The 19,914-nt window shown below is 57.6% G+C and carries 22 protein-coding genes; 8 read left to right on the forward strand and 14 right to left on the reverse strand.

The features are described 5' to 3' along the window. Window positions 1-74 precede the first annotated feature (74 nt). Window positions 75-134: a protein YpfM gene (gene ypfM / locus RRF55_RS12760; RefSeq protein ID WP_100181659.1), complete on the reverse strand. Its 60-nt coding sequence runs from the start codon at window positions 132-134 to the stop codon at window positions 75-77. Window positions 135-499: 365 nt separating this feature from the next. Between ypfM and RRF55_RS12765 the strand changes: the two genes are divergently transcribed. From RRF55_RS12765 to RRF55_RS12775, 3 genes are read left to right on the forward strand one after another with little or no spacing between them, the layout of a single operon-like run. Next, complete coding sequence (locus RRF55_RS12765; protein ID WP_002913764.1) at window positions 500-853, forward strand: ArsC family reductase; 354 nt, start codon at window positions 500-502, stop codon at window positions 851-853. A 3-nt stretch (window positions 854-856) separates the two neighbouring features. Continuing rightward, complete coding sequence (gene dapE / locus RRF55_RS12770) at window positions 857-1,984, forward strand: succinyl-diaminopimelate desuccinylase (RefSeq protein WP_002913766.1); 1,128 nt, start codon at window positions 857-859, stop codon at window positions 1,982-1,984. Window positions 1,985-2,010: 26 nt separating this feature from the next. Continuing rightward, window positions 2,011-2,214 (forward strand): YpfN family protein, encoded by a 204-nt coding sequence (locus RRF55_RS12775; protein ID WP_002913768.1) that lies wholly within the window; start codon window positions 2,011-2,013, stop codon window positions 2,212-2,214. Between the two features lie 48 nt (window positions 2,215-2,262). On the opposite strand, the gene ypfH is transcribed toward RRF55_RS12775, so the two are convergent. From ypfH to dapA, 6 genes are all read right to left on the reverse strand, one after another. Beyond that, on the reverse strand, window positions 2,263-2,958 hold the full coding sequence (ypfH, locus tag RRF55_RS12780) for an esterase (protein ID WP_002913770.1): 696 nt from the start codon (window positions 2,956-2,958) through the stop codon (window positions 2,263-2,265). Window positions 2,959-3,034: 76 nt separating this feature from the next. Further along, window positions 3,035-5,038, reverse strand: coding sequence for a tRNA(Met) cytidine acetyltransferase TmcA (locus RRF55_RS12785; protein ID WP_064153611.1), 2,004 nt, complete (start codon window positions 5,036-5,038; stop codon window positions 3,035-3,037). Between the two features lie 9 nt (window positions 5,039-5,047). Beyond that, window positions 5,048-5,923 carry a KPN_02809 family neutral zinc metallopeptidase gene (gene ypfJ / locus RRF55_RS12790; RefSeq protein WP_002913800.1) on the reverse strand — a complete coding sequence of 292 codons (876 nt, stop codon included), beginning with the start codon at window positions 5,921-5,923 and terminating at the stop codon, window positions 5,048-5,050. Window positions 5,924-6,042: 119 nt separating this feature from the next. After that, window positions 6,043-6,756: a phosphoribosylaminoimidazolesuccinocarboxamide synthase gene (purC, locus tag RRF55_RS12795; RefSeq protein WP_002913801.1), complete on the reverse strand. Its 714-nt coding sequence runs from the start codon at window positions 6,754-6,756 to the stop codon at window positions 6,043-6,045. Between the two features lie 216 nt (window positions 6,757-6,972). Continuing rightward, window positions 6,973-8,007 carry an outer membrane protein assembly factor BamC gene (bamC, locus tag RRF55_RS12800; protein WP_002913802.1) on the reverse strand — a complete coding sequence of 345 codons (1,035 nt, stop codon included), beginning with the start codon at window positions 8,005-8,007 and terminating at the stop codon, window positions 6,973-6,975. Between the two features lie 16 nt (window positions 8,008-8,023). Beyond that, complete coding sequence (dapA, locus tag RRF55_RS12805; RefSeq protein ID WP_002913803.1) at window positions 8,024-8,902, reverse strand: 4-hydroxy-tetrahydrodipicolinate synthase; 879 nt, start codon at window positions 8,900-8,902, stop codon at window positions 8,024-8,026. 153 nt (window positions 8,903-9,055) lie between these two features. On the opposite strand from dapA, the gene RRF55_RS12810 reads away from it, so the two are divergent. Both RRF55_RS12810 and bcp read left to right on the forward strand, forming a co-directional pair. After that, window positions 9,056-9,622 carry a glycine cleavage system transcriptional repressor gene (locus RRF55_RS12810; protein WP_002913804.1) on the forward strand — a complete coding sequence of 189 codons (567 nt, stop codon included), beginning with the start codon at window positions 9,056-9,058 and terminating at the stop codon, window positions 9,620-9,622. A 3-nt stretch (window positions 9,623-9,625) separates the two neighbouring features. Further along, window positions 9,626-10,096, forward strand: coding sequence for a thioredoxin-dependent thiol peroxidase (bcp, locus tag RRF55_RS12815; protein WP_002913805.1), 471 nt, complete (start codon window positions 9,626-9,628; stop codon window positions 10,094-10,096). 61 nt (window positions 10,097-10,157) lie between these two features. Here the strand turns inward: bcp and RRF55_RS12820 are convergent, their stop codons facing one another. Further along, window positions 10,158-11,219, reverse strand: coding sequence for an AI-2E family transporter (locus tag RRF55_RS12820; RefSeq protein WP_002913806.1), 1,062 nt, complete (start codon window positions 11,217-11,219; stop codon window positions 10,158-10,160). Between the two features lie 54 nt (window positions 11,220-11,273). After that, window positions 11,274-11,390 (reverse strand): hypothetical protein, encoded by a 117-nt coding sequence (locus RRF55_RS12825; protein ID WP_004221267.1) that lies wholly within the window; start codon window positions 11,388-11,390, stop codon window positions 11,274-11,276. Between the two features lie 51 nt (window positions 11,391-11,441). Between RRF55_RS12825 and bepA the strand changes: the two genes are divergently transcribed. From bepA to RRF55_RS12840, 3 genes are all read left to right on the forward strand, one after another. Further along, on the forward strand, window positions 11,442-12,905 hold the full coding sequence (bepA, locus tag RRF55_RS12830) for a beta-barrel assembly-enhancing protease (RefSeq protein WP_032415302.1): 1,464 nt from the start codon (window positions 11,442-11,444) through the stop codon (window positions 12,903-12,905). 9 nt (window positions 12,906-12,914) lie between these two features. Further along, entirely contained in the window at window positions 12,915-13,274 is a 360-nt protein-coding gene (gene arsC, locus RRF55_RS12835) for an arsenate reductase (glutaredoxin) (RefSeq protein WP_002913810.1), read from the forward strand. A 127-nt stretch (window positions 13,275-13,401) separates the two neighbouring features. Next, entirely contained in the window at window positions 13,402-14,313 is a 912-nt protein-coding gene (locus tag RRF55_RS12840) for an Rpn family recombination-promoting nuclease/putative transposase (RefSeq protein WP_002913812.1), read from the forward strand. Here RRF55_RS12840 and RRF55_RS12845 read toward each other — a convergent pair. From RRF55_RS12845 to bglK, 5 genes are all read right to left on the reverse strand, one after another. Then, on the reverse strand, window positions 14,310-15,011 hold the full coding sequence (locus RRF55_RS12845; RefSeq protein WP_020947395.1) for a DnaA inactivator Hda: 702 nt from the start codon (window positions 15,009-15,011) through the stop codon (window positions 14,310-14,312). The genes RRF55_RS12840 and RRF55_RS12845 overlap by 4 nt on opposite strands. A 98-nt stretch (window positions 15,012-15,109) precedes the next feature. Further along, window positions 15,110-16,396 (reverse strand): uracil permease, encoded by a 1,287-nt coding sequence (uraA, locus tag RRF55_RS12850; protein WP_002913824.1) that lies wholly within the window; start codon window positions 16,394-16,396, stop codon window positions 15,110-15,112. Between the two features lie 95 nt (window positions 16,397-16,491). After that, window positions 16,492-17,118, reverse strand: coding sequence for a uracil phosphoribosyltransferase (gene upp, locus RRF55_RS12855; RefSeq protein ID WP_002913827.1), 627 nt, complete (start codon window positions 17,116-17,118; stop codon window positions 16,492-16,494). A 217-nt stretch (window positions 17,119-17,335) separates the two neighbouring features. After that, the gene (locus tag RRF55_RS12860) at window positions 17,336-18,769 is read right to left on the reverse strand and encodes a 6-phospho-beta-glucosidase (protein ID WP_004174870.1); all 1,434 of its coding nucleotides are present in this window, start codon (window positions 18,767-18,769) and stop codon (window positions 17,336-17,338) included. Between the two features lie 9 nt (window positions 18,770-18,778). Beyond that, window positions 18,779-19,672 carry a beta-glucoside kinase BglK gene (gene bglK, locus RRF55_RS12865; protein ID WP_021312780.1) on the reverse strand — a complete coding sequence of 298 codons (894 nt, stop codon included), beginning with the start codon at window positions 19,670-19,672 and terminating at the stop codon, window positions 18,779-18,781. Window positions 19,673-19,914: the final 242 nt, after the last annotated feature.

The raw sequence follows: 19,914 nt of genomic DNA on the forward strand, positions 1-19,914 counted from the left end.
CGCCTTCTTTATGTGTTCAGAACCCTAGCGCGCTTATTTACTTCGCGTTATTCCCCTGCTCACATTGCGGAAATTTATTTACGAAGCATGCCTTCAATAAAGTCTTTCCAGTTCCCCAGTTCATGTTCAATCATAATAGCCTCTCTTATTATTATGGTCGATTCTATATAACTTCATTACCGATGGGAAGTTGTGCTCCCCTATTGCTCTGATTGTCTTATGGACCGCTGACAGAGATAAAACCTCTGGTTGTCGCTACTATGCCGCTTCGTATGTAAACATAATGTGACGTAGAGCAACCTCAGACAACATTTTTGCAATAATGTTAAAGCCCTCACATCATGCCCACAGGTGGCCAACATTTAACCACCCGATATATCGAATGAGATCCCCGGTAAAAAGTTATATTTATTCATCTGAATCACGTATTATTTCAGTAAGACTTATATATTCGGAAATATCTGAGTTAACCGCTTAATTGAATGTAAAAGGTTTATCTATGCTCACCATGTACGGAATTAAAAACTGCGATACCATTAAAAAAGCCCGCCGCTGGCTGGAAGCGCATCAGATTGAGTATCGCTTCCATGATTACCGCGCCGATGGCCTTGAGCGCGCGCAACTGGATACCTTTATTGCCGAGCTGGGCTGGCAGGCGCTGCTGAACACCCGTGGCACCACCTGGCGCAAACTCGACGAGTCGCTGCGCAACAGCATCGATAATGCCGACGCCGCTGCCGCATTGATGCTGGAAATGCCGGCAATTATCAAACGCCCATTGCTCTGCGCGCCCGGTCGTCCTATGCTGCTGGGTTTTAGTGAAGCAAGTTATCAGCAGTTTAACGAGGTATAGTCTATGTCTTGCCCGGTCATTGAGCTGGCTCAGCAGCTTATTCGCCGCCCTTCCCTTAGCCCCGATGATGCGGGATGCCAGGCGTTAATGATTGAACGCCTGCGTGCGATCGGCTTTACCGTTGAACCGATGGATTTCGGCGATACGCAGAATTTCTGGGCCTGGCGCGGCCACGGCGAGACGCTGGCCTTCGCCGGCCACACCGACGTAGTCCCGGCAGGCGACGCCGACCGCTGGATCAATCCCCCGTTCGAACCGACCATCCGCGACGGGATGCTGTTTGGCCGCGGAGCGGCGGATATGAAAGGCTCGCTGGCGGCGATGGTGGTTGCCGCAGAGCGTTTTGTCGCGCAGTACCCGAACCACAGGGGCCGACTGGCGTTTTTGATCACCTCTGATGAAGAGGCCAGCGCCAAAAACGGCACCGTCAAAGTGGTGGAGACGCTGATGGCGCGTAACGAGCGTCTGGACTATTGTCTGGTCGGCGAACCTTCCAGTACCGAAGTGGTCGGCGATGTGGTGAAAAACGGCCGCCGCGGCTCGCTGACCTGCAACCTGACTATTCACGGCGTGCAGGGGCATGTCGCCTATCCGCACCTTGCCGATAACCCTGTCCACCGCGCGGCGCCGATGCTGGCGGAACTGGTCAATATCGAGTGGGATAAAGGCAATGAGTTCTTCCCGCCGACCAGCATGCAGATCGCCAACGTGCAGTCCGGCACCGGCAGCAATAACGTGATCCCCGGCGATATGTTCGTCCAGTTCAACTTCCGTTTCAGTACGGAGCTGACGGACGAGATGATCAAATCCCGGGTGATCGCCCTGCTGGAAAAATACCAGCTGCGTTACAGCGTGGAGTGGTGGCTCTCCGGCCAGCCGTTTCTCACCGGACGGGGCAAGCTGGTGGATGCGGTCGTCAACGCGATTGAGCACTATAATGAGATCAAACCGCAGCTGTTAACCAACGGCGGCACCTCAGACGGACGGTTTATCGCGCGCATGGGGGCGCAGGTGGTTGAGCTGGGCCCCGTAAACGCAACGATTCACAAAATTAATGAATGTGTGAACGCCGCCGACCTGCAGCTGCTGGCGCGGATGTATCAACGCGTCATGGAACAGCTGGTCGCCTGACGAATTGACGTAAAGAGGAAGCGCGCATGGAATGGCTTATTAAACACTGGTGGATTCTGGTGCTGGTCTTTTTGGTGGGGGTAATTATCAACGTGATTAAAGATCTGAATCGCGTTGACCACAAAAAATTCCTCAACAACAAACCCGATCTGCCGCCGCACCGTGATTTTAACGATAAATGGGACGACGACGACGACTGGCCGAAGCACGACCAGTCGAAGAAACCGTAAGTTTGCCTTTATCGCGGTACCGCCCGCCTGTAACCCCGCTCACCGGGGTTACAGCATTTCGATGATATCATCCCCTTTTGGCGTACTGCCGCTCAGCGCCTCATCAAAATAGTGCTTCGGCACGGTATAACGCAGACGCTCGATCGCCAACTGCATACTGCGATCGTCAATGGCATGCCCGAGATCGTCGACAATATCTAAGGTCACGTCGCCGCCCGCCTGCTGTAACGCCTCCTCGGCCGACACCGCCCACGCCAGGTCGATAACCCGATCTTCACCACCGTGGATCAGGTGAATGGTGGTGGCCGTCGTTGCCGTCTCCGGCAGCGTCGCATAGCGGCCATTAAAGGCGATGACCCGCGAAGCCAGATCCGGCGCCGCTTTGATACTCTCCAGCGACATAATCGCCCCCTGAGAGAAACCGATCAGCGCGGTGGCCAGTGGACTGACGCCGCTCTTTTCCTGCCAGTAGCGTACAATTTCAATAAAGGTCGGCATAATGGCGTCGATGCGCTGCTGACGATTCTCTTCCGTCACCCCCTGCAGTGAAAACCACTGCCGACCGTTGGGGCCGCAAGGTTCCACCCCGCCGATACTGACGATCAGCGCATCGGGAAACTGCGGCGCGAACCAGCTGCCGATTTGCCCCATGGAGACCGGGTTATCCCCTACGCCATGAAACAGCAGCAACAGCTGTTGCGCAGGCGTCGCAGGACTTTGAACAATAAAATGATCGTGTTTCATGGCTGTCTCCTTAGTGTTTGCGGGCAGTGTACGCCGCTCGCCAGATATGACCATGCCATTTAACTGAATGAGTTAGTTAAAAAAATTGCAGATGCGCCACCTGCTGACGCAGCGCATCAGCGCGCGCTGCATCAAGGGAGCGCAAGGCGTCAGCGGCCTCCCGACGCCATCTCGCCTGCAAGGCTTTTCGCCCCGTCAGCTGCAGCACGGCGCAGAGTGCGGCCTCCTCTTTGCCCTGCAGTCGTCCCCGCAGGGCCGGCAACGGCATGTCGGCCTGCATCTGTAGGCGGTTGAGGCAGCCCAGCGCCGCGGCCAGCGGGCGGTGGGCGAAGGCAAAGCTCGCCGCTTCCAGCCAGTCCTCATCACTAAGCATAGCGTCTGCGACGGCCGGCAGCGGCGCGGATTCCTCTCGCCACGGGCGAAGCCAGTATTCATCGCGCTGCAGCCGCTGCGCCTCCCGCTGCGCCAGCTGGCGCCCTGCCGCGGTCAACGGATAGAGGGCCATCGCCGTATAGCAGCCGCTGCTGGCCTCGCGATGGGTACCCAGCCGTACGAGGGTAAACCCGCAGCGTTGCCAGAAGCGCCACAGCTCAGCGGTATAGCCGAAGCTGACGGAGAGATAGTCATAGCCAGCGGCATCGGCGGCGATATCGGCGATCATCCTCCGCCCAAGGCCTTCCCGCTGGCGGGTGGGATGGACAGCGATCCGACTGACCCGCAGCCCGCGCAGCGTCGCCGCCAGGGGACTGCCGCCGTGCGCCGCCAGCGACTGGGCGACCAGATTCCCGCGCGGCCGGCGAAAACCCGCCCATACCGCCCGGCTCAGTTCGCGAGAAAGCCCCCCCTCGGCCACCAGCCACAGGGCGCCCGCCACCTCGCCGCCGGCGCGAGCGCAGCGGAAAGCCTGGCCCGGAGCATCCATCATGCGCCGCAGATCGAGCGGGGAAGTTCGGTAATGCGCCCCGGACAATAGCTGGTACATCGCCTCCGGTAGCGCTGGCTGCGTTTGCCAGCAGGACTGATTGACCGCCTCCAGGGCTAACTCCCCCATCGGCGCGTCGCGAAATGCCTCATCATTAAAGATAAGCAACTGACTGATGGCTGACTCCAGCGGACAGCCCGCCGCCCAGCGGATCGGGGCGCTCAGGGTGAACGATTGCAGATGGGGCAGACTGGCGCAAAATTTCAGCAGGAACCCGCGACCGGTGCCCTCGTACCCTTGCACCGTCGTGGTGAGTAGCGTGCGGGGAAAACGGCTCACCAGCTGCCGGAGAAGCGGAGCCGGGATAGCCGCGGCCTCATCGACTATCAGCCACGCCGCCTTTTCTTTCGACGCCAGCAGCGCATCGGGCGCCATAAAGCGCAACGTCTCCCCGGCAAAGCTGGCCAGCACCTCGACAGCGCTACGCGTTGGGGCGGTGACGATGGCCTCGCCCCCAAGCTGGCGCAGGAGCATGCCCGCCAGCGCAGACTTCCCCCGTCCACGCTCCGCCGTCACCGCCGCGATACCGGGCGGCAGGCGTATCAGTTGCTCAAGGATTGCCGCCTGCTCGGCCTGCGGGCGGCCATCGGCGGGATGCCAGTCTGGACGCGGGGCGGTCAGCGGGAAACGTGGCCGGTCCGACTGCCGCCAGAGCAACACCTCCGGATCGGCGATAAACTGCCGACAGCAGCGGTGAACAAAGTTAGGGGTAACGATAGGGTCAGGCGTATCGCTCCAGCGCAGAGAGTCCTCATCCGCCCGGGTCGGCCAGTCGGCGAAGGGGGGCGTCAGCAGCACCAGCCAGCTTCCCGCCCGCAGCGTGCCGCTCAGGGCCGCCATGGCGGCCACATCAAACCCGCGCCGGGCATCGAAAAAGGCGTGCATCACTTCCCGCCCCAGCAGCGTTTTCAGCGCGCCGGGCGCCACGCAGGGCGCAGAAACCGGCTCGGGGCCAACCCACAGGCCATCGCCGCCGAGCCTCTCCCGTAGCGCCTGCGCCTGCTGCAGCGTCCAGCTCTCATCGCCGCTGAGCACCAGCAGGCGACGGATCCCCTCCCGCGCCATTTGCGCGGTGAGGTTAAGCAGCGCGTCCATCATGGGGGACGATTACAGCGCGCTGCCGAAGGTATTGCACTGCGCCGGATCGCCGCTATCGAAACCGCGTTTGAACCAGGTGTAGCGCTGTTTCGAGGTGCCGTGGGTAAAACTGTCCGGCACCACGCGTCCCTGGCTCTGCTGCTGTAGACGATCGTCGCCGATGGCCTCGGCGGCGTTCAGCGCCTCCTGCAGATCGCCAGTTTCCAGAATATCCTGCTGCTGCATATTATGACCCCAGACGCCGGCGAAGCAGTCTGCCTGCAGCTCCATCTTAACCGACAGGCGGTTGGCTTCGGCCTGCGTGGCATGCTGCTGTTGCTGGCGGACCTTCGGCTCAATGCCCAGCAGTTTTTGTACGTGATGACCCACTTCATGAGCAATGACGTACCCCTGGGCAAAGTCGCCGTCGGCGCCCAGTTTATTTTTCATCTCATCGTAGAATGACAGGTCAATATAGACCGTACTGTCGGCAGGACAATAGAAGGGGCCCATCACCGACTGACCGGTGCCGCAGCCGGTACGGGTCGCGCCGCGGTAGAGCACCAGCTTTGGCTGCGGGTACTGGCGGCCCATTTTTTCAAAGATCGGCCCCCAGGTATCTTCGGTGGTAGCCAGAATGACGGAAGTAAACTTCGCCGCTTCATCGTCTTTCGGACTGATGGAGCGCTGCGTGGAGGTCTGCTGCTGCGGCATCGGTTCGCCGGTCAACATGCCGGTCAAATCCACGCCGTAGTAGCCCGCCACCAGCACAATAATCAGCAATACAATGCCGCCCTTCCCGCTCGGCAGACGGAAGCCGCCGCCCCCGCCGCCGCCAAACGGCGAGCCTGATTGTCCACGTCGATCTTCAACATTGTCGCTTTCGCGACGCCCTTGCCAGCGCATAAGCACCTCATTCCCTGTTATGTATCAATAGCAGAGATCGTAGGCGGTTCAGCGCAGGATTACCACAGGAAACAGCAAGAGACGCCAGAAGATGAGGCCATCTTCTGGCGGCGGGCGGGTTAGTCGAGCTTAACGCCCAGGCGGTGAGCCACTTCTTCGTAGGCTTCGATCAGGCCGCCAAGGCTCTGGCGGAAGCGGTCTTTGTCCATTTTATCGAGGGTGTTTTTATCCCACAGGCGGCTGCCGTCCGGCGAAAACTCGTCGCCCAGCACCACTTCGCCTTTGAACAGACCAAACTCCAGCTTAAAGTCCACCAGAATCAGACCGGCGTCATCGAACAGTTTTTTCAGCACGTCGTTGGCTTTGTAGGTCAGCTCGCGCATCCGCGCCAGATTCTCTTTACTCACCCAGCCGAAGGTTTCGCAGTAGGAGTCGTTGACCATCGGATCGTGCATAGCATCGTTTTTCAGGAACAGGTCGAACAGCGGCGGATTCAGCTCGATACCTTCTTCAATGCCTAAACGTTTTACCAGCGAGCCTGCCGCACGGTTACGCACCACGCACTCTACCGGCACCATATCCAGTTTTTTCACCAGACATTCGGTATCGGAGAGCAGCGCTTCCATCTGGGTAGGGATGCCCGCTTCTGCCAGTTTACTCATAATGAAATGGTTGAATTTGTTGTTCACCATGCCTTTACGATCGAACTGCTCGATGCGCGCGCCATCACCTGCTGACGTATCGTTACGGAATTCCAGTACCAGCAGGTCCGGATTATCGGTGCTGTATACTGTCTTCGCCTTACCACGATACAACTCAGCTTGCTTTTTCATCTTTCACTACTCCAGTGATATTGAGCCAAAAAATGACGTGTCGGTCTTACATAACATCCTGCAACGGGCGTTGGAGCGGATGCTGTACGCTTGCGGGGCGAACTGCAGTCAGGCGACTGGAGCAGCCTTAACGCGGCGATTTACAGGATTATATGGCCACGCACACGTTTGCGTCACTATACATGAAAAAGGGCCGGATTGCTCCAGCCCTTTTGATTACTTGTTAAATGCGGCCTGGAATACGGCTACCAGGGCGTCATTTTGCGACTGCGTCAGGGTGTGGCCTTTCGGGTCGATAAACTGCAGGCTACTGCGGTTATCGAGGTCGCCGACCTGCAGTTTGTAGTCGCCGGAGACCAGCTGCGGGTCACGTGCGCCCAGCTCCTGCCAGCTGCTGTCAGACAGCGGCTTATAGGTCAGCGCCATGCTGCCCTGAGAGCGCGTGCTGTCGGTCACTTTCATCCCCACTTTCTCGAGGGCGCCCGGCAGACGCTGCCACACCAGGTTAAACGGCGCGCGAACAACGAGCATCGGCAGGCCGGTATCGTCGGCGGCGCTCTGCACGTCGAAGGTGGCCCCCGCGCTGCGCTGGGCGGCGTTCTGGGCGCTGGTGGCATTCATGTCAAGGCCTTCCGAAATGACGTTCAGCATAGCGGTGCTGTAGCGCTGCAGAGACGCCGGATCGGCAACCGGTTTACCCGCCTGCTCCAGATTCACCAGCTTAACGACCACCGCTTGCTGATAACCCTGCGGTTTGACGGAGATTTGATAACGACCGCGATACTGCTGATCTTCATCAAGACGGTTCCACTCAACCCAGTCGGTGTTCAGCGTCTGGCTCGCATCATCGCGCTTGGCGATAACGTAGTTCTTCGACTGAAGTATACTGGTGACCTGTGCCCACAGCGAACCGCTGCGGCCGTTCTCGACCATCAGCGTCGCGGTATCGCCGTTAAACTGGGTCCGCGCACCGCTCACCAGCGCCAGCGGCTGCGCCGGCGGACGAATGTCCAGCGCTTTACCGACCGCGCCGGTGCTGTTAGCCACCGGAATATTGTAATCACCCACCTGAATCGGCAGGATCATCCCCGCCGGCGCATGAAGTTCGCTCAACGGTGATGCCTGTAAATAGGCCTCATCACCGCTCACCTGACGCTTATAGCGCGAGTCAGAACTACAGGCCGCGAGGAGTAGAACCAGCGAAACACCCGCAACCTTCGCCAGGCGCGACTTCTGTACTGAGTAAGCCATCAAATCTCCCTAAACTTTACAGCAAACCGGCATGCTTCAGCGCGGCAGTGACGGCTTCACGACCATGATCGGTGATAGGCGTCATCGGCAAGCGCAGCGTATCGGTCGCCACAAGACCCAACGCCTTGCATCCCCATTTCACCGGGATAGGATTGGGTTCGACAAATAATTTTGTATGCAGTGGCATCAGACGCTGGTTAATCGCACGAGCTTCGGCAAATTGACCCGCCAGCGCCAGACGGCACATGTCGGCCATTTCGCGCGCCGCCACGTTGGCCGTGACAGAAATCACGCCTACGCCGCCGAGCTGCATGAAGTCCATACCGGTCGCATCGTCACCGCTCAGCAGAATAAAGTCGTCTGAAACCAGCTCTTTGATCTGGTGAACGCGACTTAAGTTCCCTGTTGCTTCCTTAATACCGACAATATTTTTAATTTCCGCCAGACGGCCAACGGTTTCCGGCAGCATATCGCAACCGGTACGGGACGGCACATTATACAGAATTTGCGGCAGGTCAGTATGTTCGGCGATAGCTTTAAAGTGCTGGAACAGGCCTTCCTGGGTCGGACGGTTATAATAAGGAGTGACCGTCAGGCAGCCAACAACACCGCTATCGTTAAAACGTTTGGTCAGGCTAATCGCCTCTGCGGTTGCATTGGCTCCCGTTCCAGCGATAACCGGAATACGCCCGTCGGCCAGCTCCAGCGTCATCATCACCACGTCGCCATGCTCTTCATGGCTCAGCGTTGCGGATTCACCGGTAGTCCCTACCGAAACGATCGCCGAGGTTCCGTTGGCGACATGGTAATCAATCAGTTTTTTCAGGCTTGTCCGGCAGACATTACCGTTTTCATCCATCGGCGTGACAAGCGCTACAATACTTCCCGTGAACATGGGCCATCCTCAGAGCAGAAGTGCGACAAGATTCTCAATGTTACGTTTGGAGCTGTAATAAAAGCAAGAGACCCGACGCCATCAGGGATGTTGTATGGCGGTTTTTTTTATGCTTTCCTAATGTTACCTCACCTTTTTAAAGGAAGAACAGGTTTGACAGCCTCATTACAACACTATCTGGTTATTACCGCCCTGGGGGCTGACCGTCCCGGCATCGTGAATACGATCACTCGCCACGTCAGCAGCTGCGGTTGTAATATCGAAGACAGCCGGCTGGCCATGCTCGGTGATGAGTTTACGTTTATCATGCTGCTTTCCGGGTCGTGGAATGCGATTAACCTGATCGAATCAACTCTGCCGCTGAAAGGCGCGGAGCTGGAGCTGTTGATCGTGATGAAACGCACCACTGCGCGCCCGCCGCAGGCCATGCCAAACACCGTTTGGGTCCAGGTTGAGGTGCCGGACTCACCGCATATCATCGAGCGCTTTACTGCCCTGTGCGATACATGGAATATGAATATTGCGGAGCTGGTGTCCCGCACGCAGCCGGGAGACGGCGATTCCGCGCAGCTTTTTATCCAGATAACTGCCCACAGTCCTGCGACGCAAAATGCAGCAAATATCGAACAAGCGTTCAAAGCCCTATGTACAGAACTGAACGCACAAGGCAGTATTAACATCGTTAATTATTCACAGCATGATGAACAGGATGGAGTTTAACCCATGACCCCACTGAAAGCCGGTGATATCGCACCGAAATTTAGCTTACCGGACCAGGACGGCGAGGAAGTAAATTTAACCGACTTCCAGGGACAACGTGTCCTGGTTTATTTTTACCCGAAAGCCATGACCCCGGGCTGCACCGTACAGGCGTGCGGCTTGCGCGATAATATGGACGACCTGAAAAAAGCCGGCGTTGAAGTGCTGGGCATCAGCACCGATAAACCGGAAAAACTCTCCCGTTTCGCCGAAAAAGAGCTGCTGAACTTTACGCTGCTGTCTGATGAAAACCATCAGGTTTGCGAGCAGTTTGGTGTCTGGGGCGAAAAATCCTTTATGGGGAAAACCTACGACGGGATCCACCGGATTAGTTTCCTCATCGATGCCGATGGCAAAATCGAACACGTCTTTGATGATTTCAAAACCAGCAATCACCACGACGTGGTGCTGAACTGGCTGAAAGAAAACGCCTGATGCAAAGCAAGACGCCGGGAGAGGAAGCCCTCGCCCGGCGTCTTTTTTTATTCTCATTGCCTTAGTCGTCGACCGCCAAACCATCCGGCCAGGCATGCACCACTGCTTTAATCAGCGTGGCCAGCGGAATGGCGAAGAAGACGCCCCAGAATCCCCACAGTCCGCCAAAGATCACCACCGACAGGATAATCACCAGCGGGTGTAAATTGACCGCTTCCGAGAACAGCACCGGAACCAGCAGGTTACCGTCCAGCCCCTGAATAATCAGATAGACCGCAAACAGGCTCCAGAACTCGGTGCCAGCGCCAAACTGAAACAGCGCCACCCCCACCACCGGAATGGTCACCACAAACGCGCCGATATAGGGGATCAGCACCGAGAAGCCCACCAGCACCGCCAGCAGCAGCGAGTAGTTGAGGCCAAAGAGGATAAAGCCTATCCAGGTGGCGACGCTGACGACAATCATCTCCAGCACCTTGCCGCGAATGTAGTTGGTGATCTGCTGGTTCATCTCTTTCCACACCTGCCCGGCAAGCCCGCGATTGCGCGGCAGAACGCGGCGCACCGCGTTGAGCATCTGCTCTTTATCCTTCAGCAGGAAGAAGACCATCAGCGGCACCAGCACCAGATAGACCGCTAGGGTGAGTAGCCCCACCAGCGAGGCCAGAGAGTACTTAACCACCGAGTCGCCCACCGTCAGCATCCGGGTGCGCATATTTTCCGCCATCGCATCGATAATGCCGGCATCCATTAACGCCGGATAGCGCCGCGGCAGCGTGGCGGCGAAATCAGAGAGCTTATTTAGCATGCCCGGCATATCGCGGATGAGGTAGATCCCTTGCTGCCAGGCTACCGGCAGCACCACAAAGGCCAGCAACAGCAGGATGCCCACAAAGAGGATCAGCACCAGCGAGGTGGCCCAGGTGCGCGACAGACCGATGCGCTCCAGACGAACGGTCGGCCACTCCAGCAGATAGGCCAGCACGATAGCCACCAGCAACGGGGCCAGCAGGCCGCTGAAAAAGAACATAATGCCGAAACCGGCAAGCAAAATAACCAGCAGCGCTATCGCCTCAGGGTCGCTGAATCGACGGCGGTACCACTGCATTAACATCTCAAGCATAAAACCTTCCCTGAAGGGCCAAGCGGCGACAATCCGGGGAATTGTATCGAAATGTCACAAAAAAGACTTCGCTTTTTGATGCGCCGCAGTCAAACCGTTCTCCGCCATGAAGAACATATTTTCAAGGCGGCCAACGCCAGCTAAACTCGCTGGGATGCGGCCAGGGAACATTACGCCGCACAATCGGTCAAACTGGCACACCCACATTACAGGACAGAGGTTATGTTCAGGCAGTTGAAGAAAACGCTGGTGGCGACCGCGATCGCGTCGCTGACGCTGGGTTCGATAGGTCCTGCTATTGCTGACTCCGCAGATACCCTGCCGGACATGGGAACCTCCGCAGGAAGCACGCTGTCAATCGGTCAGGAAATGCAGATGGGGGATTACTACGTCCGCCAACTGCGCGGTAGCGCGCCGCTGATCAACGACCCTCTGCTGGTGCAATATATCAACGGGCTGGGTATGCGTCTGGTGGCTCACGCCAACTCGGTGCGTACCCCGTTCCACTTCTATTTGATTAATAACGACCAGATCAACGCCTTCGCCTTCTTCGGCGGCAATGTGGTCCTCCACTCCGCCCTGTTCCGCTACTCTGATAACGAGAGCGAACTGGCCTCTGTCATGGCGCACGAAATCTCCCACGTGACGCAGCGGCATCTCGCCCGCGCGATGGAAGATCAGAAGCGCAACGCGCCGCTGACCTGGGTCGGCGCGCTGGGTTCAATTTTGCTGGCGATGGCCAGCCCGCAGGCCGGAATGGCGGCCCTGACCGGGACGCTGGCCGGTACTCAGCAGGGTATGATCAGCTTCACCCGCCAGAACGAAGAAGAAGCCGACCGGATTGGCATTCAGGTTCTGCAGCGCTCGGGTTTCGACCCGCAGGCTATGCCGATGTTTATGGGTAAACTGCTTGACGAGTCGCGCTACTCGACGCGACCGCCGGAAATGTTGCTCACCCACCCCCTGCCGGAAAGCCGACTGGCCGATGCCCGTAACCGCGCCAACCAGATGCGCCCGGTGGTGGTACAGTCCTCGGCGGACTTCTATCTGGCGAAGGCGCGTACCCTCGGGATGTACACCAACGGCGACAACAAGCTGGGCACCGATCTGCTGAACGCCTGGGATAAAGGCAATATCCGCCAACAGCATGCCGCCCAGTATGGTCGCGCTCTGCTGGCGATGGAAAGCAATAACTTTGACCAGGCACGCAAAACGCTGCAGCCGCTGCTCAACGCCGACCCGCAAAATGCCTGGTATCTCGATCTGGCCACTGATATCGACCTCGGACAGAAGAAAACCAGCGACGCCATCAATCGCCTTAAAAACGCCCGCGAGCTGCGTACTAATCCGGTGCTGCAGCTGAACCTGGCCAACGCCCTGCTGCAGGGCGGGCAGCCCGGGGAAGCGGCGACCATTCTGAACCGGTATACCTTTACCTATAAAGAGGATGGCAACGGCTGGGACCTGCTGGCCCAGGCGGAAGGCGCGCTGGGCAATCGCGATCAGGAGCTGGCGGCGCGGGCTGAAAGCATGGCGCTGGTCGGCCAGCTGGAGCAGGCGATTTCCCTGCTCAGCAGCGCCAGCTCGCAGGTGAAACTCGGTAGCCTGCAGCAGGCACGTTACGATGCCCGTATCGATCAGCTACGCGATCTGCAGGCTCGCTTCCGTCCCTATCAAAAAATGTAAGGAGACCCCATGACCGACGCGGTAAAAATTTACCATAACCCACGCTGCTCCAAGAGCCGCGAAACGCTGAGCCTGCTGCAGAGCCGCGGCATCGATCCTGAGGTGGTGCTTTATCTTGAGACGCCACCGGATGCCGGGACGCTGCGCCAGCTGCTGCAGCTGCTGGGTATGGAGAGCCCCCGCGAGCTCATGCGCCAGAAAGAGGATCTGTATAAATCGCTCAATCTGGCCGACCCGGCTCTCAGCAACGCGGCGCTGATACAGGCGATGGTCGACAATCCGAAACTCATCGAGCGCCCTATCGTCGTCAGCCGCGGCCAGGCGCGTATTGGCCGCCCGCCGGAACAGGTTCTTGAGATCGTAAGCTAACTCACCCGCGCCGCGCTTGCGCGGCGCTTTTTTTACGTGGGCGATTCCAGATCTTTCACGCCAATATCTCCCGCCCGCCGGACGGTGCTACTGTTCATCCATCGCTCAATCCACTGGACGGATGAACATGAAAAAGCCGACCTCCACGCCCCATGACGCCGTGTTTAAGACCTACCTCTCCCATCCCGATACCGCCCGTGATTTCCTGCAGCTGTATCTGCCCGAGACGCTGCTTAAAGTGTGCGATCTGCGTACACTGCATCTCGAGTCCGGGCATTTTGTCGAAGACGATCTGCGTCCCTTTTACGCCGACATTTTGTATTCCCTGAAAACCACGGCGGGCGACGGTTATATTTATGCGCTTATCGAACACCAGAGCACGCCCGACCGGCATATGGCCTTTCGTCTGATGCGCTACGCCATCGCCGCCATGCAGCGCCATCTCGATGCCGGCCACGATCGCCTGCCGCTGGTGATCCCTGTTCTCTTCTACCACGGTCTGGTGAGCCCCTATCCGTTCTCTCTGCGCTGGCTCGATGAATTCGTCGCTCCGGAGCTGGCCGGCCACCTTTATCACGGGGCGTTTCCGCTGGCGGACATAACCGTCATTCCGGATGACGAGATTGCCACCCACCAGCGCATGGCAACGCTGGAGTTACTGCAAAAACATATTCGACAACGCGATCTGGCGCAGCTCCTCGACAAGCTGAGCGAATTATTATTGACTGGACTGGCGACGGAATCGCAGGTACAAGCCCTGATGCACTATCTGGTACAGGCAGGCAACACGCGCGAGCCGATTAAATTCATTCGCGAGCTGGCGTTACGTACGCCGCAGCATAAGGAGACGTTGATGACGATTGCGGAATATCTGGAACAACAGGGGCTGGAGCGGGGCCTGGCGCAAGGCCGTCAGGAAGGACGGAAAGAAGAGGCGCAGCGCATCGCTGTCGCTATGCTGCACAGCGGCCTTCCGCGCGACCTGGTCGCCCGGTTGACCGGGCTGACGGAGCAGGAGCTGACTCCCCTGGCGGACTAAAGCTTAAGGATCTCTTTCACGAAGGGGATCGTCAGCTTGCGCTGAGCGGTAATCGAGGCATGATCCAGCTGATCGAGGGTCATAAACAGCGAACGCATCTCGCGATCCAGCCGCTTCAGCAGGAAGCGGCACACATCTTCCGGCATCTCGAAGCCGCGCAGTCTGGCGCGCAGCTGTAGCGCCTGCAGTTTGTCTTCATCCGACAGCGGCTGCAGCTTATAGATCTGCCCCCAGTCCAGCCGTGAGGCCAGATCCGGCAGGCCAAGATTCAGCTGCCGCGGCGGCCGATCGCCGGTGATCAGCAGCCGGGTTTTGCCTGATTCCAGGATCCGGTTATAGAGATTAAAGATGGCCATCTCCCAGGGCTCATCGCCGGCGACGCACTCGATGTTATCGATGCACACCAGCGCCAGCTGTTCCATCCCCTCCAGCACCTCGGGCACAAACCACGTCCGTTTATCCAGCGGCACGTAGCCTACCGCATCCCCGCGCTGGGAAAGCTCCGCGCAGGCGGCGTGTAACAGGTGGCTACGACCTGCCCCTTCACGTGACCAGATATAAATGTACCCGCTGTGTTCCTGGCGCAGTACGTTCTGGAGGGCGGCAAGTAGGGAAGGATTATCACCCGGCCAGAAACTCGCGAAGGTTTCGTCGTCAGGAAGATACAGTGGCAAAGAGAGCTGTGCCGGTGCGTTCAGATGGACCTCAACATAGGCTTACAGAAAAACGCGAAGAGTTTACCACAGATTTAGGTCAGGAGAGAACCGGGCGGGATCGCCGCCCGGTCAGGCGATCGTTATTTAAACTCTTCGCTATCCGCCGCGTCGAGGACCACCTCTTCCGGACGCAGGACGCTAATAAGCTTGAAAATCAGGCTGAGGGCGATGCCCACGATAGTCGCCAGCGCCATCCCTTTCAGCTCGGCGGCGCCAATGTGCACTTTAGCGCCGCTAACGCCGATGATCAGGATCACGGAGGTGAGGATCAGATTCTGCGCTTTACTGTAATCCACCTTCGATTCAATCAGTACGCGGATCCCCGAGGCGCCGATCACCCCGTACAGCAGCAGGGAAACGCCGCCCATCACCGGCACCGGGATGATCTGGATAGCCGCCGCCAGTTTGCCGACGCAGGAGAGCAGAATCGCAATGATCGCCGCGCCGCCGATTACCCAGGTGCTGTAGACCCGGGTAATCGCCATCACGCCGATATTTTCACCGTAGGTAGTGTTGGGCGTCGAACCGAAGAAGCCGGAAACGATCGTCGACAGGCCGTTGGCAAACATCGAACGATGCAGGCCCGGGTCGCGGATCAGATCGCGCTTAACGATATTGGCGGTCACCACCAGATGCCCCACGTGCTCGGCAATCACCACCAGCGCGGCGGGCAGTATGGTGAAGATAGCAAACCACTCAAAGCGCGGAGTGTAGAAAGTCGGCAGCGCGAACCAATGCGCCTCGGCAATCGGGGTGGTATCGACCACGCCCATCACAAACGACAGCGCATAGCCCACCAGCACGCCGATCAGGATCGGGATAATCGCCAGGAAGCCGCGGAACAGCACGGATCCGAACACCGTCACCGCCAGGGTCACCATCGAGATAATAATGGTTTTACTGTCCGGTGACTGGCCGTCGGCCGGCAGCAGCCCGGCCATATTAGCCGCCACGCCCGCCAGTTCGAGGCCGATAACCGCCACGATGGCGCCCATCGCTGCCGGCGGGAACATCACATCCAGCCAGCCGGTACCGGCTTTTTTGACAATAAAGGAGACGAGGCAGAACAGCACGCCGCACATAATAAAGCCGCCCAGCGCCACTTCGTAGCCCAGCGGCAACAGCAGCAGCACCGGGGAGATAAAAGCGAAGCTTGATCCCAGATAAGCGGGAATTTTGCCTTTACAGATAAAGAGGTACAACAGCGTACCGATGCCGTTGAACAGCAGGACGGTGGCCGGGTTAATGTGGAACAGAATAGGCACCAGTACCGTTGCGCCAAACATGGCGAACAGATGTTGCAAACTAAGCGGGATTGTCTGTAAAAGCGGCGGTCTTTCACTCACCCCGATGGCACGGCGCGTCATAGTGTATTCCTCTGAGAGTCGTCTGTTATTTGCTGTGGATTACTTTTATTCAAAAAAAAGCCGACTCTCAAAGTCGGCTTTTTTCGCGGTATATTTTATTTCGTTCCAAAAATCTTGTCGCCGGCATCGCCGAGACCGGGAATGATATACCCGTGCTCGTTCAGTCCCTTATCGACAGAGGCGGTGTACAGCTCAACGTCCGGGTGGGCTTTCTCCAGCGCGGCAATCCCTTCCGGCGCCGCCACCAGCACCAGCACCTTGATGCTGGTGCAGCCGGCGTTTTTCAGCAGATCGATAGTGGCGATCATCGACCCACCGGTGGCCAGCATCGGGTCAACGACCAGCGCCATACGTTCATCGATGTTAGACACCAGTTTCTGGAAGTAAGGCACCGGCTCGAGGGTTTCTTCATTGCGATAGATACCGACCACGCTGATACGCGCGCTTGGCACGTGCTCCAGCACCCCTTCCATCATGCCGAGGCCAGCGCGCAGGATAGGCACAACGGTAATTTTCTTGCCCTTGATCTGCTCGACTTCCACCGGACCGTTCCAGCCTTCAATAGTGACTTTCTCAGTCTCCAGATCGGCGGTGGCTTCATAAGTCAGTAAGCTGCCCACTTCTGAGGCGAGTTCACGGAAGCGTTTGGTGCTGATGTCGTGCTCGCGCATCAGGCCCAGCTTGTGTTTGACGAGTGGGTGTTTGACTTCCACAATCTTCATTCTCTTTCTCCTCTGAGGGGCAGCCACAAAAAAAATCGCGGGATTATACCGCTTTTTGCGGATTGTGCCATACCCATCTTGCTTGACGTATATCAAGCAAAGTGATTTAGAGACAAAAAAACCGGAGGCGAGGCTCCGGCTTGGGTGCGGGGTGCAGTCCATACGCTTACGCGGGCCTACGTGTATTGTAGGTCGGTTAAGCGTTAGCGCCACCCGACTACGACAGGTTCTCCCCGTTGCTGGCAATTACCTGCTGATACCAGGCAAAGGACTTTTTCCGGCTGCGTGCCAACGTGCCATTGCCTTCATTATCTTTATCGACATAAATAAAGCCGTAGCGTTTTTTCATTTCCCCCGTGCCGGCGGAAACCAGATCGATACAGCCCCAGGGGGTGTAGCCCATCAGATCGACGCCATCCTCGACCACCGCCTTTTTCATCTCCGCGATATGAGCGGAGAGATAATCGATACGATACTGGTCATTGACGCTGCCGTCCGCTTCGCGGACATCAATCGCGCCAAAGCCGTTTTCGACAATAAACAGCGGCAGCTGGTAGTGATCCCAGAACCAGTTCAGCGAATAGCGCAGGCCGACCGGGTCAATCTGCCAGCCCCAGTCCGACTTTTTGACGTACGGGTTGGAGACCAGGCTGGTGGTTTCATCATAATCAAGCAAGGGGTTGTCTTCGGTGGCTTTGGTAGCGAACGACATATAGTAGCTAAAGCCAATGTAGTCGACACAGCCCTCGGTTAACGCCTGACGATCGGCTTCGGTGATATCCAGAGTAAAGCCGCGGCGGGCAAAATAGTTGAGCAGATGCTGCGGATAGCGACCGCGCACGTGGACGTCGGTAAACCAGTAACGGCGGTGCATGGCGTTCATCGCCATCATCATATCGTCCGGGGCGCAGGTCAGCGGATAGATGGGGCACATAGCGATCATGCAGCCAATCTGCAGCGCCGGGTTGATCTCGCGCGCCGCTTTCACCGCCAGGGCGCTGGCCACCAGCTCATAGTGCGCGGCCTGGTACATCACCGGTTCCCGGTCTTCATCCGGCAAATATTTCAAACCGGAGTTGGTGAAGGGGGCAAAGTCCTCATGGAAGTTGGCCTGGTTGTTGATCTCGTTAAAGGTCATCCAGTACTTCACTTTATGTTGATAGCGGGTGAAGACGACCCTGGCAAAGCGCACGAAAAAGTCGATTAGCTTGCGGTTGCGCCAGCCGCCGTACTCGGTGACCAGATGATAAGGCATTTCAAAATGCGACAGCGTAATGACTGGCTCAATGCCGTGTTTCAGGCATTCGTCGAACAGATCATCATAAAACTGCAGGCCAGCCTCGTTGGGCTCCAGCTCATCGCCCTGCGGGAAAATACGCGTCCAGGCAATCGAGGTGCGAAAACATTTGAAGCCCATCTCGGCAAACAGCGCCAGGTCTTGTGGATAACGATGATAAAAATCGATCGCCTCATGGTTCGGGTAGTTTTTCCCGGCCACCACGCCGTCGGTAATTTCCCGCGGCACGCCGTGGGCGCCGGCGGTCATCACATCCGCCACGCTGATCCCCTTGCCGCCCTCCTGCCAGCCGCCCTCTAACTGATGCGCTGCGACCGCGCCGCCCCACAGAAAACCTGCTTTAAATCCGGACATAGTCTCTCCCTAATGTCGATCGTCGTCTGGCGAACGATACAGCTGATTAAAATGGTAAACCGCGCCAATCAGGCCGGCATCGTTACCGTGACTGACGGTATCGAGATAGTCGGCAATGCCGAACCAGGCCAGATGCTGGCGCAGTAGCGTCAGAAATCCTGGGCGTTCCACAACGCCGCCACCGATAAAAATGGTCTGCGGATCGAATATATGGACGAGGTTATAAAGGCCATGGCCCAGGCCATTGAAGAACTCGGCGACCAGACGCTGACAAACCGGGTCGCCGGCGTCATAGCGGTCGAAAATCAGTTCGCCTGTCACGCTATCCAGCGGCGCGCCAATATGTTGCGCATAGCGATGGCGCAGCACCCGCAGAGTGCAGTTCTCATTCATTGAATAGCGACGAGGATCGCGTCCGCCGGGACGGTCGGTAAGCATATAGCCGAATTCGCCGGCACGAAAACGCGCCCCGTTGATCAGCTGGTGTTGGCAGAAAATCGCCCCACCGATGCCAGTACCGATAGTGAGCACCAGAAAATTGGCCATCTCCGCCGCTTTGCCCTGCCAGCGCTCGGCCAGCAGCACACAGTTGGCGTCGTTTTCCACCGAGACCGGCAGCCCGGTTCGCGTCTCGAGCCACGATTTCATGGCGAAGTTATCAAATCGACGGATAGCGCCGCCCATGGTGATAAGACCGCTGTGCGGATCGATATAGCCCGGCGCGCTGATGGCTATTCCTTCACACGACGGATGGGCCGCCAGCCACGACAGCATTGCCTGTAAGATCCGATCGCCATCGCTGTCATTGATTGACTGCCTGGCGGTTTCCAGCAGCCTGCCGTCGCGGGTCATCACGCCCATCTTTAACGCGGTGCCACCGATATCAAATGCCGCAATCTTCATTCATCCCTCTCCTGACCCGCGTCAATCACCGACAAAATGCGTGGCAAACCAACAAGGAAACCGGTTTCAGTCGTATAATGAGGATTCCTTTACGTAGAGGCAAGCACCAGACTGTACCCGGTTTCATTTTCGTGAGCAGTATCAAATTTAACCATTCATCAGCGGTTTTACGCCAACTGTAAAGCAGGCTCGCAAACGTTTGCTTTCCCTGTTAGAATTGCGCCGATTTTTCTTGCTTACCG

Origin of the sequence: Klebsiella sp. K47, assembly GCF_051858335.1 — a bacterium.
GTDB classification, from domain to species: domain Bacteria; phylum Pseudomonadota; class Gammaproteobacteria; order Enterobacterales; family Enterobacteriaceae; genus Klebsiella; species Klebsiella pneumoniae.

Bases quoted from the DNA above. Each gene is read 5' to 3' on its own strand.
- RRF55_RS12775 (WP_002913768.1), top strand. From the start codon at position 2,011: ATGGAATGGCTTATTAAACACTGGTGGATTCTGGTGCTGGTCTTTTTG.
- bglK (WP_021312780.1), bottom strand. From the start codon at position 19,672: ATGAAGATTGCGGCATTTGATATCGGTGGCACCGCGTTAAAGATGGGC.
- RRF55_RS12765 (WP_002913764.1), top strand. From the start codon at position 500: ATGCTCACCATGTACGGAATTAAAAACTGCGATACCATTAAAAAAGCC.
- RRF55_RS12860 (WP_004174870.1), bottom strand. From the start codon at position 18,769: ATGTCCGGATTTAAAGCAGGTTTTCTGTGGGGCGGCGCGGTCGCAGCG.
- RRF55_RS12825 (WP_004221267.1), bottom strand. From the start codon at position 11,390: ATGTTCCCTGGCCGCATCCCAGCGAGTTTAGCTGGCGTTGGCCGCCTT.
- purC (WP_002913801.1), bottom strand. From the start codon at position 6,756: ATGAAAAAGCAAGCTGAGTTGTATCGTGGTAAGGCGAAGACAGTATAC.
- ypfJ (WP_002913800.1), bottom strand. From the start codon at position 5,923: ATGCGCTGGCAAGGGCGTCGCGAAAGCGACAATGTTGAAGATCGACGT.
- RRF55_RS12785 (WP_064153611.1), bottom strand. From the start codon at position 5,038: ATGATGGACGCGCTGCTTAACCTCACCGCGCAAATGGCGCGGGAGGGG.
- bcp (WP_002913805.1), top strand. From the start codon at position 9,626: ATGACCCCACTGAAAGCCGGTGATATCGCACCGAAATTTAGCTTACCG.
- upp (WP_002913827.1), bottom strand. From the start codon at position 17,118: ATGAAGATTGTGGAAGTCAAACACCCACTCGTCAAACACAAGCTGGGC.
- RRF55_RS12820 (WP_002913806.1), bottom strand. From the start codon at position 11,219: ATGCTTGAGATGTTAATGCAGTGGTACCGCCGTCGATTCAGCGACCCT.
- bepA (WP_032415302.1), top strand. From the start codon at position 11,442: ATGTTCAGGCAGTTGAAGAAAACGCTGGTGGCGACCGCGATCGCGTCG.
- bamC (WP_002913802.1), bottom strand. From the start codon at position 8,007: ATGGCTTACTCAGTACAGAAGTCGCGCCTGGCGAAGGTTGCGGGTGTT.
- dapE (WP_002913766.1), top strand. From the start codon at position 857: ATGTCTTGCCCGGTCATTGAGCTGGCTCAGCAGCTTATTCGCCGCCCT.
- ypfH (WP_002913770.1), bottom strand. From the start codon at position 2,958: ATGAAACACGATCATTTTATTGTTCAAAGTCCTGCGACGCCTGCGCAA.
- RRF55_RS12840 (WP_002913812.1), top strand. From the start codon at position 13,402: ATGAAAAAGCCGACCTCCACGCCCCATGACGCCGTGTTTAAGACCTAC.
- arsC (WP_002913810.1), top strand. From the start codon at position 12,915: ATGACCGACGCGGTAAAAATTTACCATAACCCACGCTGCTCCAAGAGC.
- dapA (WP_002913803.1), bottom strand. From the start codon at position 8,902: ATGTTCACGGGAAGTATTGTAGCGCTTGTCACGCCGATGGATGAAAAC.
- uraA (WP_002913824.1), bottom strand. From the start codon at position 16,396: ATGACGCGCCGTGCCATCGGGGTGAGTGAAAGACCGCCGCTTTTACAG.